Source organism: Ginsengibacter hankyongi (assembly GCF_008710285.1).
In the GTDB taxonomy this organism is placed as follows: Bacteria; Bacteroidota; Bacteroidia; order Chitinophagales; family Chitinophagaceae; genus Ginsengibacter; species Ginsengibacter hankyongi.
Map to the genome: position 1 here is coordinate 172,160 of NZ_VYQF01000004.1, position 16,587 is coordinate 188,746.

The 16,587-nt window shown below is 36.2% G+C and carries 13 protein-coding genes; 4 read left to right on the forward strand and 9 right to left on the reverse strand.

Going from position 1 to position 16,587, the window contains the following annotated elements:
* The first annotated feature begins 3 nt into the window (after positions 1 to 3).
* Positions 4 to 1,290, forward strand: coding sequence for a threonine ammonia-lyase (ilvA, locus tag FW778_RS15215; protein ID WP_235906276.1), 1,287 nt, complete (start codon positions 4 to 6; stop codon positions 1,288 to 1,290).
* Between the two features lie 85 nt (positions 1,291 to 1,375).
* Here ilvA and FW778_RS15220 read toward each other — a convergent pair whose 3' ends face one another.
* On the reverse strand, positions 1,376 to 2,548 hold the full coding sequence (locus tag FW778_RS15220) for a trans-sulfuration enzyme family protein (protein ID WP_150415661.1): 1,173 nt from the start codon (positions 2,546 to 2,548) through the stop codon (positions 1,376 to 1,378).
* A gap of 211 nt (positions 2,549 to 2,759) precedes the next feature.
* Between FW778_RS15220 and FW778_RS15225 the strand changes: the two genes are divergently transcribed.
* A complete protein-coding gene (locus FW778_RS15225; protein WP_150415662.1) occupies positions 2,760 to 4,667 on the forward strand; it encodes a TlpA family protein disulfide reductase in 1,908 nt (635 codons plus the stop codon).
* 38 nt (positions 4,668 to 4,705) lie between these two features.
* Here FW778_RS15225 and FW778_RS15230 read toward each other — a convergent pair whose 3' ends face one another.
* From FW778_RS15230 to FW778_RS15265, 8 genes are all read right to left on the reverse strand, one after another.
* Positions 4,706 to 6,241 (reverse strand): TSUP family transporter, encoded by a 1,536-nt coding sequence (locus FW778_RS15230; RefSeq protein ID WP_150415663.1) that lies wholly within the window; start codon positions 6,239 to 6,241, stop codon positions 4,706 to 4,708.
* On the reverse strand, positions 6,242 to 6,982 hold the full coding sequence (locus FW778_RS15235) for a DUF2490 domain-containing protein (protein WP_150415664.1): 741 nt from the start codon (positions 6,980 to 6,982) through the stop codon (positions 6,242 to 6,244). It abuts the gene before it with no gap.
* A complete protein-coding gene (gene cysI, locus FW778_RS15240) occupies positions 6,983 to 8,653 on the reverse strand; it encodes an assimilatory sulfite reductase (NADPH) hemoprotein subunit (RefSeq protein ID WP_150415665.1) in 1,671 nt (556 codons plus the stop codon).
* 105 nt (positions 8,654 to 8,758) lie between these two features.
* Positions 8,759 to 10,450: a diflavin oxidoreductase gene (locus tag FW778_RS15245; protein WP_150415666.1), complete on the reverse strand. Its 1,692-nt coding sequence runs from the start codon at positions 10,448 to 10,450 to the stop codon at positions 8,759 to 8,761.
* A complete protein-coding gene (gene cobA / locus FW778_RS15250; protein ID WP_150415667.1) occupies positions 10,440 to 11,288 on the reverse strand; it encodes a uroporphyrinogen-III C-methyltransferase in 849 nt (282 codons plus the stop codon). The genes FW778_RS15245 and cobA overlap by 11 nt, the downstream gene beginning before the upstream one ends.
* A 49-nt stretch (positions 11,289 to 11,337) precedes the next feature.
* Positions 11,338 to 12,579, reverse strand: coding sequence for a sulfate adenylyltransferase subunit 1 (locus tag FW778_RS15255; protein WP_150415668.1), 1,242 nt, complete (start codon positions 12,577 to 12,579; stop codon positions 11,338 to 11,340).
* Between the two features lie 93 nt (positions 12,580 to 12,672).
* Entirely contained in the window at positions 12,673 to 13,581 is a 909-nt protein-coding gene (cysD, locus tag FW778_RS15260) for a sulfate adenylyltransferase subunit CysD (RefSeq protein WP_150415669.1), read from the reverse strand.
* 16 nt (positions 13,582 to 13,597) lie between these two features.
* Complete coding sequence (locus tag FW778_RS15265; protein ID WP_150415670.1) at positions 13,598 to 14,323, reverse strand: phosphoadenylyl-sulfate reductase; 726 nt, start codon at positions 14,321 to 14,323, stop codon at positions 13,598 to 13,600.
* 611 nt (positions 14,324 to 14,934) lie between these two features.
* On the opposite strand from FW778_RS15265, the gene FW778_RS15270 reads away from it, so the two are divergent.
* Together FW778_RS15270 and ygiD are read left to right on the forward strand one after the other, a co-directional pair.
* A complete protein-coding gene (locus FW778_RS15270; RefSeq protein WP_150415671.1) occupies positions 14,935 to 15,384 on the forward strand; it encodes a DoxX family protein in 450 nt (149 codons plus the stop codon).
* A gap of 57 nt (positions 15,385 to 15,441) precedes the next feature.
* Positions 15,442 to 16,278, forward strand: a complete 837-nt coding sequence (ygiD, locus tag FW778_RS15275; protein WP_150415672.1) for a 4,5-DOPA-extradiol-dioxygenase — start codon at positions 15,442 to 15,444, stop codon at positions 16,276 to 16,278.
* Positions 16,279 to 16,587 lie beyond the last annotated feature (309 nt).

A 16,587-nucleotide genomic window follows, 5' to 3' on the forward strand; every position in this document is an offset into this window, starting at 1 on the left:
TAATTGACTGAATTAATCTCAAATAGGGCAACTCCTGCAGATCCATTATATAAAAAATGGGGACTTGATTTTCCGGCTGCGGCAGACCGGCTAAAGAAAATCATTTATCGTACCCCGTTAGCTTACAATCATCATCTTTCAAAAAAATATGAATGTAATGTTTTTTTAAAAAGAGAAGATCTGCAGGTAGTTCGTTCTTACAAAATTCGCGGCGCATATAATATGATGAGTAACCTGGATGAAAGCCAGTTAAAGCAAGGAGTCGTATGCGCCAGTGCAGGCAATCATGCTCAGGGTTTTGCTTATTCATGTAAACAACTTGCGTGCAGAGGTGTGGTGTTTATGCCTGTTATAACTCCTAATCAAAAGGTTAGCCAGACAAAAATGTTTGGCGAAGATTTTATTGAAATAAAGTTAGTTGGTGATACTTATGATGAATGTTCTGTCGCGGCAAAAAGATTTACTCAAGAAAATGGAATGATTTTCATTCCGCCGTTTGATGATTATAAAATTATAGAAGGACAGGGCACCGTGGGCGTCGAAATCCTGGAAGAATTAAACAAAGTGGAGTATTTGTTTGTTCCCGTAGGCGGCGGCGGATTGGCAGCCGGTGTTGGAGCTTTTTTTAAGTCGCTTTCTCCAGCAACGAAAATTATTGGAACAGAGCCCGAGGGAGCTCCATCTATGTATGAAGCCCTGAAAGCCGGTTACCCGGTAACGTTAGAAAATATAGAGAGATTTGTAGATGGTGCTTCTGTAAAAAAAGTCGGTGACATCACTTTCTCTATTTGTAAAGAAGTATTAGATGATTTGCATTTGGTTGCTGAAGGGAAAATTTGCTCTACCATTTTAAAATTATATAATGAAGATGCAATTGTTGCAGAACCGGCAGGAGCCTTGGCTATAGCTGCATTAGATGATTATGCAGAACAAATTAAAGGTAAGAATATTGTTTGCGTTGTAAGTGGTGGCAACAATGATATTGACAGGATGCAGGAAATAAAAGAGCGGTCTTTACAATATGAAGGACTAAAACATTATTTTTTAATTCGCTTTGCACAACGCCCCGGGGCATTAAAAGAATTTGTAAACCATGTATTAGGTCCGACAGATGATATAGCACGATTTGAATACATCCAAAAGCATAACAAAGAATACGGCCCCGCGTTAGTAGGCATAGAATTGAAGTCTAAAAAAGATTATGATATTTTATTGCGAAATCTTCGGCACTATAATGTAAAATTTACAGAACTTAAAGGCGGTGATGATGCTTTTAGTTACCTGGTATAAAATAGTTGTTAATACTAACGGTCAATAAATGTTCCCATATAAAGACTGAAAAGCAGGACTTTCCTGAATTAATTTTCAGCCTTTATCAACATTTTTCCAATGCCTGCAAAATATCATTCAAAATATCATCCACATATTCTAGTCCTACAGAAATGCGTATAAGCCCGGGCGTTATATTCACCTTCAATCTCTCTTCTTCTGTAAGCTTGCCATGGGTAGTACTTGCGGGGTGAGAAGCAATGCTTCTTGAATCGCCAAGATTGGCCGTTAGCGAAAGCATTTCCAAACTATTTAAAAATTGTCTTCCGCTTTCAATTCCGCCTTTTAATTCGAAACATATAATTCCTCCTCCATTTTTCATTTGCTTAATTGCGATTCGGTGTTGTGGATGGCTTGCTAAATAAGGATATTTTAACCAGGATATTTTAGGATGATTTTCCAATTTAGTGGCAATTTGCAAAGCATTATTCGCATGACGTTCCATGCGCACATCTAATGTTTCCAAACTTTTACTCAATACCCATGCGTTGAATGGAGATAAGGATGGGCCTGTATTTCGGCAAAATGAAAAAATTTCACTGACCAGTTTTTTATCACCTGCAATTACACCCCCCAGCACTCTTCCCTGCCCGTCAATCCACTTCGTGGCTGAATGTACAACGAGATTAGCTCCAAAATCTATCGGCCTTTGGTTTACCGGTGTGGCAAAGCAATTATCAACATTTAAAATAAGATTATGCTTTTTTGCCAATGCACCAGCAAATTCAAGATCTATAATTTCAAGCCCTGGATTGGTAGGTGTTTCAAGGTAAATCATTTTTGTATTTGGCCTTATAGCCGCTTCCCATTCACCAGGTTTATCAGCGCTTACATAAGAAAATTCAATTCCATAATTAGGTAAATATTTTTTGAGAATATTGTGCGTACTTCCAAAAACCGCATCACATGATAAAATGTGGTCGCCATGTTTTAATAGAGCCATAAAGGTTGCAAATACAGCACTCATGCCTGTTGCAGTAGCAACGCCTGCTTCTGCCCCTTCTAGCAAAACCATTTTATCAATGAATTCCTGTACCGTTGGGTTGCTGAACCTGCTGTAAATATTATCATTCGTTTCATCAGCAAATGCTGCCCGCATCTCTTCCGCATTATCAAAACAAAAGCTGCTCGTTAAGAACATAGGAGTGGAATGTTCCATTTCATTGGTGCGTTCTGTTTGAATCCGGATTGCTTCAGTAATGGGATGTAATTTCTTCATTTGCTTACTTTTTTTGGTACAAAGATTACCATGTTTTTGAATAGGGATTGCAAATGTACTTCACGAACGTCTTTATAACAAAGCAACTTTTGAATATATAGCGATATAAGAAATCATTTTAAATTAATTTCTTCTAAAACAGTGTCTCGCTATTGACGATTTTGAATTTGCTGCTATAATTTATTAAATTTATTATCTAAACTAAAAAGCCATGCGCACCAAAACTTTTCTATTCGTAGTGGTATTGTTTTTCACTCTCTCATCTTTTGCACAAAATAATTTTAAGTTTTTTCCCGAAAAGCCAAAGGCCGGAGACGTAATTACCATCACTTATACGCCCTCGGGTAATATTGCAAATACATCGGCTCCAATAGAGGCAATTGTTTATTCTATGGGAAGTAAAGGACAAACGACGAATGAACTTCAACTTAAAAGAATCGGGCACGATTATACCGCTGTTGTGCCTACTGACACCTCAGAGAATTTTGCATTTTTTAGTTTCTCATCGGATAAAAAATTCGATAATAATTTTAATAACGGATACTGGATTCAATTATACGATGGCGATAAAGTAAAGAAAGGCGCCAATAATAACACTGCACTATTCTACGAATATTATGGAAGAAATGTTGGCATGGACGCCAATAATGAAAAGGCTTTGCAGTATATGGAGGAAGAATTTAAGGCCTATCCCGAATCAAAGAAAAATAATTTGATTGCTTATGCAAGATTATACTCGCAGGTACATACAGAAGAAGCATCTGTGTTTATTCAAAAAGAAATTGAAGAACAAATAAAATCCGGCTTGAAAGATGAAAATGATTATGCAAATGTTCAAAATTTATATTCACTTGCTAAACTGCCGCAACAATCAAAACTTATCAACGATCTGAAAAAAGAAAAATTTCGGGATGGCAAATGGGCCAAGGCGGAATACATTCAAAAATATTTGGCTGAAAAAGATGTTGCTAAAAAAGAACCAATGCTGGATGATATCATTTCAAAAATATCTAACGATTCTTCATGGAAATATCTTGAACCTTCTTTGCCCTTTTTTAAATCTGCCGTCCCTGCTGCATATGCAGCAAATAAAGATTGGGAAGGTATGAGAAAAGCAGTTGAAAAATATAATATTAAAGGTGCCGAGCTGGCTTCACTTTACAACAATAATGCATGGGAAATACAAAAGACTGGTACTAATTTAAATGAAGCGGAAGCCATGTCGAAGATTGCTACCGAATGGGCTAAGAATGAATGGAAAAATCCATCTGGTGTAAAGCCAGGTTATCTTACAAACAAGCAATGGACAAATTCCCGTGAAAACATTTATGGTATGTATGCCGATACTTATGCAATGGTTATGTATAAGCAGGGAAAATATAAAGAAGGATTCCCCTATACAAAAGATGCCGCAATAAAAATTGGCAAAGGACAACAAGCCGATGAAAATAATACTTATGCATTACTTGCAGAAAAAACATTACCTGAAAAAGAATATGTAAAACAACTAGAGCAATTTGTAAAAGACGGTAAATCAACTTCTGAAATAAAAGACATTTTAAAGAGATTTTATGTAAAAAAACATCAATCGGAAAATGGGTTTGATGACTATATAACTGCGCTTGAGAAAGAAAGTTATTTAAAAATGATTGCGGAAATTAAAAAAGGAATTCTTAAGGATAAAGCGCCGGCCTTTACTTTGGTTGATTTAAAAGGAAAGAAAATAAATATCAAAGACCTGGAAGATAAAGTTGTGGTTGTTGATTTCTGGGCAACGTGGTGCGGCCCCTGCAAAGCCTCGTTTCCGGCTATGGAAAAGATGGTGACAAAATATAGAGAAGATCCCGAAGTAAAATTTGTGTTTGTAGATACGTGGGAACAGGAGGCTAACAAAGAAAAAAATGCAGCAGATTTTATAACGGCGAATAAATACGATTTCGATGTGCTGATGGACAATGACAGCAAAGTAGTTGATCAATTCCAGGTTACAGGCATTCCTACAAAATTTATAATTGATAAAAAAGGAACTATTCGTTTTAAATCAATAGGCTTTGATGGGAGTGATGATAAATTAGTAAGCGAGCTTTCTGCAATGATTGATATGGCCAAGAGTATGTAGAAGTATTTCGATTACTTGTATTGCAGGTATAAAAATTATCAATGCATTAAATGTGCAAACACTTTCCAAAGTGTGATGCAGCTTGTAAGTATAACTAAAGCGCCGATTGCAATAAACATTTTTTTCACCGGAACTTTTCCAACCAACCTTGCTGCTAACGGTGCAGCAAGCAAGCCACCAACAATAAGCCCGGCTATTTCTACTATGGGAAGGCTTTTTAAGAAAATAAAAAAAGTAATGGAGCTGCATAGCACCACAAAAAATTCCGCAAGGCAAACGGAGCCTACAACATAACGTGGACTTTTTCTTTTTGAAATTAATGTGCTTGTAACAAGCGTTCCCCAGCCACCGCCGGCAAAAGAATCGACGAAGCCACCAATGGTCGCTAACCATCCGGCTCTTTTTATTTTACCATTAACCTTTTTTTTATTGAATGCTTTTTGCAGAATAAAATAACCAAGATATAAAGTATAAAATGATAGCGGTATTCTTATATAATCAGCGTATTTAAATTTCTGGGCAGAAACAGCCAAAGTGGCGCCGATAACTGCACCAATGATTCCTGGAATAACAAGAGATTTGAATAGTTTTTTATTGATGTTGCCAAAACGATGATGACTATAACCCGATACCCCACTCGAAAATACTCTTGCAGAGTGCACCCTGCTGCTAACGATTGCAGGATTAACACCATTGGCTAACAAAAATGTAGTTGATATAGTTCCATAACCCATGCCCAATGACCCATCCACCATTTGTGCAATGAAGCCGGTTACGAACATGATGAAAAATGGTTTGGTATCTACATATTGCGGAATGGTTTTTATGCTATCCATCAATTTATTAAAAGGAACATAAGATAAAATGCCATGACCTAATATCATAAAGAAAAAAGCAAGGAGACACCATCCAACAATTTTTTGCCACTGTTTTGTTCCTGTCTTAACTGAGTCTTGTTCTATAATTTGCTTGGCTGCTAATACGTTAGTAATCTCATTTAAATGTTTAACCTTTTCTGCAAAATTTCCATTTAATCCATTTCTAATTAAATGCATGTTTGTTAAAACATTTTCTATTTCATCAGGCATCATATTATTGATCTGCTCTTTCAGTCTTTTTGCAACGGTTGGCGATTTACCGTTAGTTGAAATAGCAATTTTAAGATCTCCTTTTTTTACAACAGAGCTCAAATAAAAATCACAGAGTTCAGGCTTGTCTGCAACGTTTACCAATTTACCTGAACGATGTGCGTCATCCCTTATCTGTTTACTTATTGTTATATCATTTACAGCGGCTATTACAATATCTGCATCTTCAAAATCAGTAAATGAATAAGGCCTTTCTTCAATTGTTATATTGGAGAAATCTTTTGCAACTTCATATATTTTATCTTGGACAGTAACTCCAACAAGATGAATGATAGTTGCAGGAGAATTGCTAATAACCGCAGTTAGTTTTTCCAAAGCAACATTGCCGCCGCCAATAATAAGCAGGCGCAGCTTTTCAAGCTTTAGAAAAACGGGAAAGAGTTTATTTCCCTCTTCAACTACTATATTTTCTTTTTCTTCTGTCACCTATGCTTGCTTTGTTTTCTTAGTTTTTTTGAAATTAAATTGCTGAAAAATATTTACACGAAATATATTTTGATCTTCAAGAACAGATGTGCTGCTGTGCCATAGAAATATCTTAATATACTGACACTGTAAATTAGTGATGGAATTCAGTTTAAAATTAATTCCTGAAGAAATTCTGTTCTGATCAAAAAATGATTTAGCATTGATATTACCAGGATTAACCATTATTTCATTTCCAATTAATAGCCTGGTATTATTTTCGTCTAAAGGGAATTGCCATTCAAACTTGTACCGTAAACGAAAAATGTATTGATAGCTATTAATCTTTTTGTTATTTACAACTTCCTGGAGAAAACGTTGTTCGGCTCTTAATCGTTGAACAAGATTGGTTTTATGTATTGCAAGCTGGTAAAATAATTCCTGCCACGGTCGCCATTCATTTTTTAATAATAGTTTTTTATCTGCGTATTGAGCATTTTTAAAAAAAGCCAAACCACCTGTAACCGAAAAATTATTATTCAAAGAATAAGCCAATCCTGAACGAACTAAAAGTTGTGACCATTTATTAGTCCAGTCTTTCGTTCTTAATTGAACATCACTTGGTATTGACCATTTGTTAGGAAGGCGAATCGTATTATAATATCCTGCCCAAATCATATTGGTTCGCTGCGTTGTGCGTTGCGCAACAGATGCAACAGGAAATAGCAAAATAGCCAGGACGATATTTTGTTGAAGTATCACTTAATTGTGGAATATTTTTCTATAGGAATAGTCACCAAATCTTTCATTTGGTTTTCTTTCTTTTTTAAAATCGGCAAATAATAAATCCAGTTCACGGAGAATTTCAGTTTCGTCCAGGCTTTCTTTATATAACTGGTTTAGCCTGTAACCTTCATGATCGCCACCTAAATTAAGATTGTATTTTCCTAACGCAGTTCCTATAAAACCTATTTCCGAAACGGACGACCGGCCGCATCCATTGGGGCAACCTGTCATTCTTGTAATTATATTTTCATCGGACAAATCATACTTTGCAAGTAGTGCTTCAATCTTCGTAAGTAATGAAGGAAGATAGCGCTGTGATTCAGCCAATGCTAAAGGGCATGTTGGTAATGCCACGCATGCCATTGAATTTTTCCTGATCACAGAAGCATTGTTAGTATGCTCAATAATTTTATATTCTTCTAAAATATCGTTAATTTCCTTTTTGTCTTCTGGCGAAACATCACTCACTATTGCTTTTTGATTTGCGGTAAACCTGAATTTTACTTTTCCTGTTTTTGCAATTTTTAGCAAGGCTGATTTTATAGCCACTTGTTCGTTATCAAGCACTCTTCCATTTTCGACAAAAAGAGTATAATACCAATTACCATTAATATCCTTTTGCCAGCCGTAATAATCTTCGCGTTTGTTAAAGACATAAGGCCTTAATTCTTGAAACTTAAAGCCCATACGCTTTTCAACCTCCGCTTTAAATTGATCTACTCCCATTTTATCCAGGGTATATTTCATCCTTGCCTGCTTTCTGTCAACACGATCGCCATAATCTCTTTGAACCGTTACTATTTCGTAAATCGCGTTAAAAGTTTTTTCTCCTGCTTCTACGAAACCAATTTCTGTTGCTAATCGTGCGTAAGTATCCGGGTTGCCAAAAGTGAATGCCAGGCCTCCGCCAACAGCAAAATTGAAACCCACTAATTTTTTATTTTCAATGATGGCGATCAATCCCAGGTCATTACCAAATACATCAATGTCATTGTTAGGCGGAATGCAAATTCCTATTTTAAATTTACGAGGAAGATATGCATCACGGTACAAGGCATCTTCTTCCAGTTTTTTATCAACTATTTTTTCTTCATCAAGCCATATTTCATAATAGGCCCTGGTCTTCGGTTTCAGGAAATTGCTTATTTTATCCGCATATTCAAATATTTCTTCGTGCAGTGGTGATTGCGTAGGATTGGGGCTGCAGGTTACATTCCTGTTTACATCGCCGCAAGCGGCAATAGAGTCCAGGTGTACCTGGTTAAATATCTTATGAGTTGGTTTTAATCTTGATTTAAGAACCCCATGCAATTGAATGGTTTGGCGTGTTGTGATTTTAAGTTCATCTGTAGAATCTTTCCCTGCAATTTCGTTCAGGGCTATCCATTGCTCTGCAGTCAAAATACCTCCCGGCATGCGCAGGCGTATCATGAATGAAAACAATCGTTCCAATTTTTTTTGTGCTCTTTCTTCTCTCCGGTCGCGGTCATCCTGCTGATACATTCCATGAAATTTCAGAAGCAGTGTATCCTCTTCCCGCATGGCGCCTGTTATTTCATTATTTAAGCTCTCAACAATGGTTCCTCGCAGCGCATCTCCGGTAACTTTTATTCTTTCCAGTAACGGTAAATTTTTTGTATCTGACATGGTTGGTATATGGTTGTGGGTTGTGAAAACTAAATTGTTAATGGTAAAGCGTGAATTATAAAATGGTTGCCTGTTCAAAATCTCCTTTTACCATTGTCAATTCAATTAATATACATCGGTAACATATTTTCCTTCTTCTTTTAAATCATCAAGATATTTTACCGCGTCAGTGTTTGATCTTTCGCCAAATTTTTCAATGATAGCTATTATCGTTTCTTCAACATCAATACTCATCGGATCTTTTGTGCCACATACATATACGTAAGCGCCCGTGTGCAACCATTCAAAAAATTCGTTTCCATGTTGCATCATCTTATGTTGCACATAAATTTTTTCCTTTTGGTCTCTTGAAAAAGCAGTGCTCACTTTTGTAAGCGTGCCGGTTTCAAACCAGTTTTGAATTTCACTTTGATATAGAAAATCAGTAACAAAATGTTGTTCTCCAAAGAACAACCAGTTCTTGCCGGTGGCTCCCTTTGCATCCCGTTCTGCAATGAACGAACGAAATGGTGCAATGCCTGTGCCGGGCCCTATCATAATTATATTTTTATCTTCATCAGGTAGCCTGAACCGGTTATTAGGATGTATATAAAACTGCAACTCATTGTCTGTGTTGAAATGCGATAGAAATTCGGAAGCTAAACCATATTCAATCGTGTCATTTACTTTGAAAGAATTTTTAGCAACTGTGATATGTATTTCTCCTGCATGCGCTTCGGGCGACGATGCAATAGAATATAACCGGGGTGCGATAGGTTCTAATATTTTTACAACTTCAGTAAATTGATCTGCATCTTTTACAGGATATTTTTTAAGCAGCTCCGATAAATCACATCTTTCTATCTGAATATCTTTTTGAATAACTCCCGCATATTGCTTCACCACACGTTCGGGCAGATAAGTAATATTTAATTTTTTATGTAAAAGATTATATAATGAAATCAATTCGCCTTTATAATCAATGTTAGTAGTATCGTCGATTTTTGTTAATGCAATAATTTCTTCTATTAAAGCTTTTTTATTCTCAGGAATAATTCCAATAGAATCTCCCGGCTGATAAACTACATCTTCCGCTTCTATTTCTATGTGATAGGTTTCTTTGTTGCTTTCCCTGTCGTTTAAATTTATGTGAGCCAGCAACTTGCCATTATATATTTTTTTGCCTGATGATTTCTTTGTTACTGTATTAGGCGCTACAATGGATGGCAGGCTTGTATTATCGTTTAATGCTTTGCATATTTCATTAAACCATTGTTCGGCTTCAGTATCAAAGTCAATGTCGCATTTTTGTAAAGGGGCAATACGCCTGCCTCCCAGCTTATTTAATTGTTCATCCACGTCTTCTCCAGCTTTGCAAAACAGTGGATAAGATGTGTCGCCAAGTGCCAGCACGCTGTACTTTAATTTGTCAAGTTTAAATCCATTATTATGTACATGATCGTAAAACTTTTTGGCTGCTGCCGGCGGCTCACCGTCACCGTGAGTACTAATAACAGCAAGAAAATAATCTTCTTTAGTAAGATCGTTTAAACGGTATTGATCCAAGCTTTGCACCTTTGCCTGAATGCCTTTTTTCTTTGCCTTAACAGCAAACTCCGTTGCTAATTTTTTTGAGTTGCCGGTTTCTGTTCCATAGGCAATGGTAATTTTGCCAGGGTTGGTTTTTACAGCGATTTTTTCATCGGATGACTTTGTTGATACGATGCCATTCAAATATCCATTTATCCAAATCAATTCATCAGAAGTTGATTCGTCAATAAGATGCCGCAAGGTTTTTAATTTATTTTCAGCTAACATGCTTCTGTAAATTTTCCGGGTTAATAATTTTGATTACCTGGCTTGTCACGGGCTTGAAATAATATTCGCCGCTGTTTTTATTTTTAAGCCACGCAAATTGTTCATGAAGTGAAACCACTTTTCCGATGATAACTAAAGAAGGTGAAATAAATTTCCTGCCTTTCAATTGTTTTCTATAATCATATAAGTTGGTAATATGTACATTTTGAAAAGGTGTTGTTGCCTGTTCTATTATTGCCAATAATTTATCTTCATGGATATTATTAGCAGTTAATTTTTCAACTACCTCGTTCAATGTTTCAGAAGACATATAAAACACCAGGGTATCATCTGAATTAGCTAATTCTTTCCAATAGGCATCCGTAACAATATCAGATTTATAGTAAGTAAGAAAACGCACCGATGTGGCATAACCTCTTGCGGTAAGCGGAATGCCTGTGGACGCGGCTGCTCCTAACGCTGCGGTAACGCCTGGGATTATTTCATAAGGAATATAATTGGCAACCGCCGTTTCTAACTCATCCAGTATATTAGAAAAAACAGATACGTCTCCTCCCTTTAACCTGACAACCAATTTACCTAACAGGCAATAGTAAACGATCAATTCATTTATCGTTTGCTGCGGTGTTGAAATACCAAGCCGGCATTGTTTACCTACCGGAATGATTTCAGCACCAGGGTTAACATAAGCATGTAAGATTTCATCACTCACCAGGCGATCAACGAGCACAACATCTGCCGCCTGTAAATATCGGGCAGCCTTTACCGTTATAAATTCAGGATCGCCCGGGCCAGCGCCCGCAATAATCAATTTTCCGTTTTTTAAGTGCTGTTTCATTATCAGTCTACTTAGTTAGTAGGTTATATTTCCAAAAAAATTTATATTATTATTGAATCATACAGGCGCCCACAGTAACACAACTTGTTTCATCAATTAATATGGCGCCGCCGTTCTGCCTTAGTTTTTTATAAGGATCAAAAGCGACCGGGGATGCGGTTTTAATAGTTACTTTAATAATATCATTTAATACCGCTTTTTCAGGAGATTCATTTTTCTGCAATGTGTTTACGTCTAATTTGTATTCTAATTCTTTTACAACACATCTTACGAGACGACTATTAATTTGGAGGAAATATTTATTACCCGGCTTCAGAGGTTTGTTATCCATCCAGCATAACATCGCTTCAAATTCCTGTGCAATTTTTGGTTGATTATTTTGCTGCACAATCATATCTCCGCGGCTTACATCCACATCATCTTCCAAATGCAATACAACGCTTTGCAAAGCATACGCTTCTTCAATTTCATTGCCGCCAATTTCAATTGCTTTAACGGAGCTTTCAATGCCAGACGGCAGTACTACTACCTTATCACCTTTTTTATAAATACCACTGATTACCTTGCCGGCATAACCCCTGTAATCATGAAGATCTTCTGATTGTGGGCGAATAACATACTGTACAGAAAACCTTGCATCTGTAAGGTTAACGTCAGAATCTAATTGAACATTTTCTAAATGATGCAATAAAGATTCACCATCATACCATGGAAAATGTTTTGACTTTTCTACTATGTTATCTCCGTTCAAAGCGCTAATGGGGATATATTTTACATCTTTAAGTCCTAATGATTTTGCAACTTCCTGGTAGTCGATAACTATGTTATTATAAACATCCTGTGAATTGCCCACTAAATCCATTTTATTAATGGCAACAACTATGTGCGGAATGTTCAGCAACGATGCAATTACGTAATGACGTCTTGTTTGTTCAACAACACCATTTCGTGCATCAACCAAAATGATAGCTAACTCGGAATTGGAAGCACCTGTGACCATGTTGCGGGTGTACTGAATATGCCCGGGAGCGTCGGCAATAATAAATTTTCGTTTAGGGGTTGAAAAATACTTGTAGGCAACATCAATGGTAATGCCCTGTTCACGCTCTGCACGCAGGCCATCCGTTAGTAAGGCCAAATCAATTTCTCCATTACTTTTATTCTTACTTTGCTTTTCAATAGCAGCAAGTTGATCAATTAAGATTGATTTGCTATCGAACAATAATCTTCCGATTAATGTACTCTTGCCATCATCAACACTTCCGGCAGTTATAAATCTTAGAATGTCCATATTTATGAGTTGTCAATTGTGAGTTGTTAATTGTGAATTGTCAATAGCGAAGGCCAGTCTAGTTAACTAACCGTTGACCATTCACCATTCACTTTAAAAATATCCCGTCTTCTTCCTGTCTTCCATTGCTGCTTCTGAAACTTTATCATCTATTCTTGTTTCGCCGCGTTCGCTGGTTTTAGTAGCAATAATTTCTCTAATGATATCATCAATGTTCGACGCATTTGATTCCACGGCAGCAGTACAAGTCATATCACCAACGGTGCGATAGCGAACTTTTTTTGTTGATACAACATCACTTTCATCGGGAATAATAAATTCAGAAACCGATACTAACTGTCCTTCGTACTCGATAACTTCTCTTTCATGAGCGAAATAGATGGAAGGCAATTCTATATTTTCTCTTTTAATATAATTCCATATATCAAGCTCAGTCCAGTTGCTGATTGGGAAAGCTCTTACGTTTTCTCCTTTATGGATTTTTCCATTATAAATATTCCATAATTCAGGTCTTTGTAGTTTCGGATCCCACTGACCAAATTCATCTCTCACAGAAAATATTCTTTCCTTCGCTCTTGCTTTTTCTTCATCTCTTCTTGCACCACCAATTAATGCATCAAATTTGAACTCTTCAATAATATCAAGCAGTGTATAAGTTTGTAACGAATTTCTACTTGCAAATTTTCCTTTCTGTTCTGTAAGATTTTTTTCCTTAATAGTATCTGCTACTTTTCTTACAATTAATTTTTCGCCAATTGTGTTTACCAGTTCATCCCTGAAATGCAAAGCTTCAGGGAAATTATGTCCTGTATCAATGTGTACTAACGGGAAAGGGAATTTCCCTGGCCGGAAAGCTTTTAATGCAAGATGAACCAATGTTATTGAATCTTTGCCACCTGAAAAAAGCAATGCAGGACGCTCAAACTGGCCTGCCACTTCACGCATAATGTGTATCGCTTCCGATTCCAATTGCCCCAAATAATCTAAATGATATTTACTCATCTTTAATTTATTTAACTCATGATGCCTGCTGATGTATGTGCAGGCCACATTCTTTTTTAGTATTATCTTCCCACCACCAACGTCCTGCACGAAAATCTTCGCCGGGCCTTATGGCTCTAGTACATGGTGCGCATCCAATGCTCACAAAACCTTTATCATGTAACGAGTTGTAAGGAATGTCGTTTTCATTAACGTATTGTTTTACTTCTTCAGTGGTCCAGTTAAGTATAGGATGATATTTTATAATGTTGTTACTCTCATCCCACTCAACCCTTGGCATATCATGACGCTCAGCAGAATGTTCTGCACGAAGGCCTGTGATCCATATTGAATTATCTTTTAGTGCTCTTTTTAGAGGAGCTACTTTTCGTATGTAGCAACAGTCTTTCCTGTTTTCGACAGATTCGTAAAAAGAATTGGGGCCTTTTTCAGCAACAAAATTTTCCAGCGATATGGTATCAGGATAAAATGCCTTTACATGTGTATCGTATTTTTCGTTGGTGGCCCTCCAAACAGAATAAGTTTCCGGGAATAATCTCCCTGTGTCTAATGTAAAAATTTTTATGGGTAGGTGATTATTTAAAATTTTATGACTGATAACCTGGTCTTCATAACTGAAGCTTGTTGAGAAAATTACTTCACCTGGAAATTGACTGGTCAACGCCAATAGAACTTCATCAATGTTTAAAACATTTGCTGCGTCTGCTATTGATGAGACTTTATCTTTTAGCTGTTGAAACATTTTATTATTAATAGTTTGATGGATTTATAAAAGAGAATTTTATTGAAATGGTTGTTGCTTTATGGAATTAATAATCAGCAACAACAGGGCATCGAGTTGCCACAATTGCACATATTAATGAGCGGAAAGAATGACTTCATATTATTTTAATTCTAATAGTCTACCACAAAAGTAGGGTATAGATTTTTAAAAATTGAAAATATTTTTAAACATTACCATTAATTATATTAAAACAATAAGAAAAAAATAAAAATAAATGATGTAAGCGTTGTGCCAAAGTCTTTATGGGCCAGTGTTTCAGCAACTGATGTTGAAAGTTTATTTATTGTAAAATATTTTTTTGAAAATTTTAAAATCATAACAATACAATAAAAAGAACAATTGCATCTGGTAATAATTTTAATTTTTTATTGATCCATATCAATGGAATTTCTTATCTCACCTCAATGGATGGAAGCATATAGCCATGGTAGCTTTGCGGTATAAAAGTTTATATAAATGATTGACAAGAAAAAGACTCGAATGGTTTTTGTTCCCAAAGTAAGAAGAGGGAAAGAAAAACTTTTTATACAACAACATGCATAATTTATACATTAAAAATTAAAATCAACATGAAAAAATTATTAGCAACAAATTCGAACAACTGGATGGCTTTAATAGCACGGCTTGCAGTAGGGATTACTATTTTTCCACATGGCGCTCAAAAATTATTGGGATGGTTTGGAGGTTATGGTTATAATGGTACAATGGGATTTTTAACCGGGCAAATACATCTTCCGTGGATTATCGCTTTGCTTGTAATTTTAATTGAATTTTTTGGGTCCCTGTTTTTAATATTTGGTTTTCTTACACGGATAGCAGCCTTTGCAATTTTGGGAAGTTTTTTAGGTGTACTCTTTAAAGTTCATATTCAAAATGGATTTTTTATGAACTGGGGGATGCAGCCTAACAAGGGAGAAGGCTATGAATTTTTCATTTTACTTTTCGGCCTGGCGCTTATTGCATTAATTGCAGGGGGTGGTAAAGCAAGTGTAGACGCAGCAATTACAAAGAATAAATAAATAGAAAAAAGATATTATCTTTTGATTAGAAAAGATAATTAAAAGAAGTTAATTGAAATGACAACATTATCTGATTTTAAAAAATTTACCACTAATCTGAAAAAACAGGATCATTTGATGCCTGTTTTATTTATTGGTCATGGTTCTCCCATGAATGGGATTGAACATAACCAGTTTAGTGAAAACTGGGCGAACCTTGCAAAGGAAATTCCTTTGCCTACAGCGATATTAGTAGTTTCAGCTCATTGGTTAAGTCGTGGCACGAAAATTACCGCTATGGATTTTCCTCAAACTATACATGACTTTGGTGGTTTTCCCCAGGAATTATTTGATGTACAATATCCTGCTCCGGGTAATCCGCAACTGGCACAGGAAACTGCTTCGATCATTAAATCAACCAATGTAGAATTAAATCATGATTGGGGCCTGGACCATGGCGCATGGACGGTTATACGAAATATGTATCCTGATGCAAAAGTTCCGGTATTGCAGTTAAGCATTGATTACACCAAAGGTCCGCAGTTTCATTATGAACTGGCGAAGGAACTTTCTTTATTACGCAATAAAGGTGTGTTGATAATGGGAAGCGGAAATATGGTACATAACCTTCGGATGGTTTCATTCGATAAGATTGATACAGAGTTTGGCTTCGATTGGGCAATTGAAATGAATGAAGTTTTTAAAAAGAACATTATCAGCCGCAATCACCAGGCATTGATAAATTATGAAAACCTTGGTACCGCGGCAAAGCTTGCAGTTCCTACACCTGATCATTATTATCCGTTATTATATTCATTGGGGTTGCAGGGCAAAGATGAGGAAGCATATATTTTCAATGATAAATTAATGGCTGGTTCGCTTACAATGACATCGCTGGTAATTAATGCCGGTTGAATAAATTTGTATTGAAATTTACAGAAGCAATTCCTTAATCAACATTTTGTTCACAATTCTTAAAAAAGACGCTCTTAATTAACGAGTCTGATGAAGCAGGTTGGGCATTGTAGATTTTTTGACCTGAGTTCTTCTGCCAGCCTACGTCTCAGACAAAATGCCTATCTTTGCCCACTGTAAAATCAACCTATTTTTGTTTTCTTGTCACCATTGAATAAGAATAATTTCGGAAGGATCCGTTTTCCGATATTTTTAAAGAAATCTAATTAGAAAAGCAAAAATTAAGAGCTTTAGTTTCTGATCAAAATA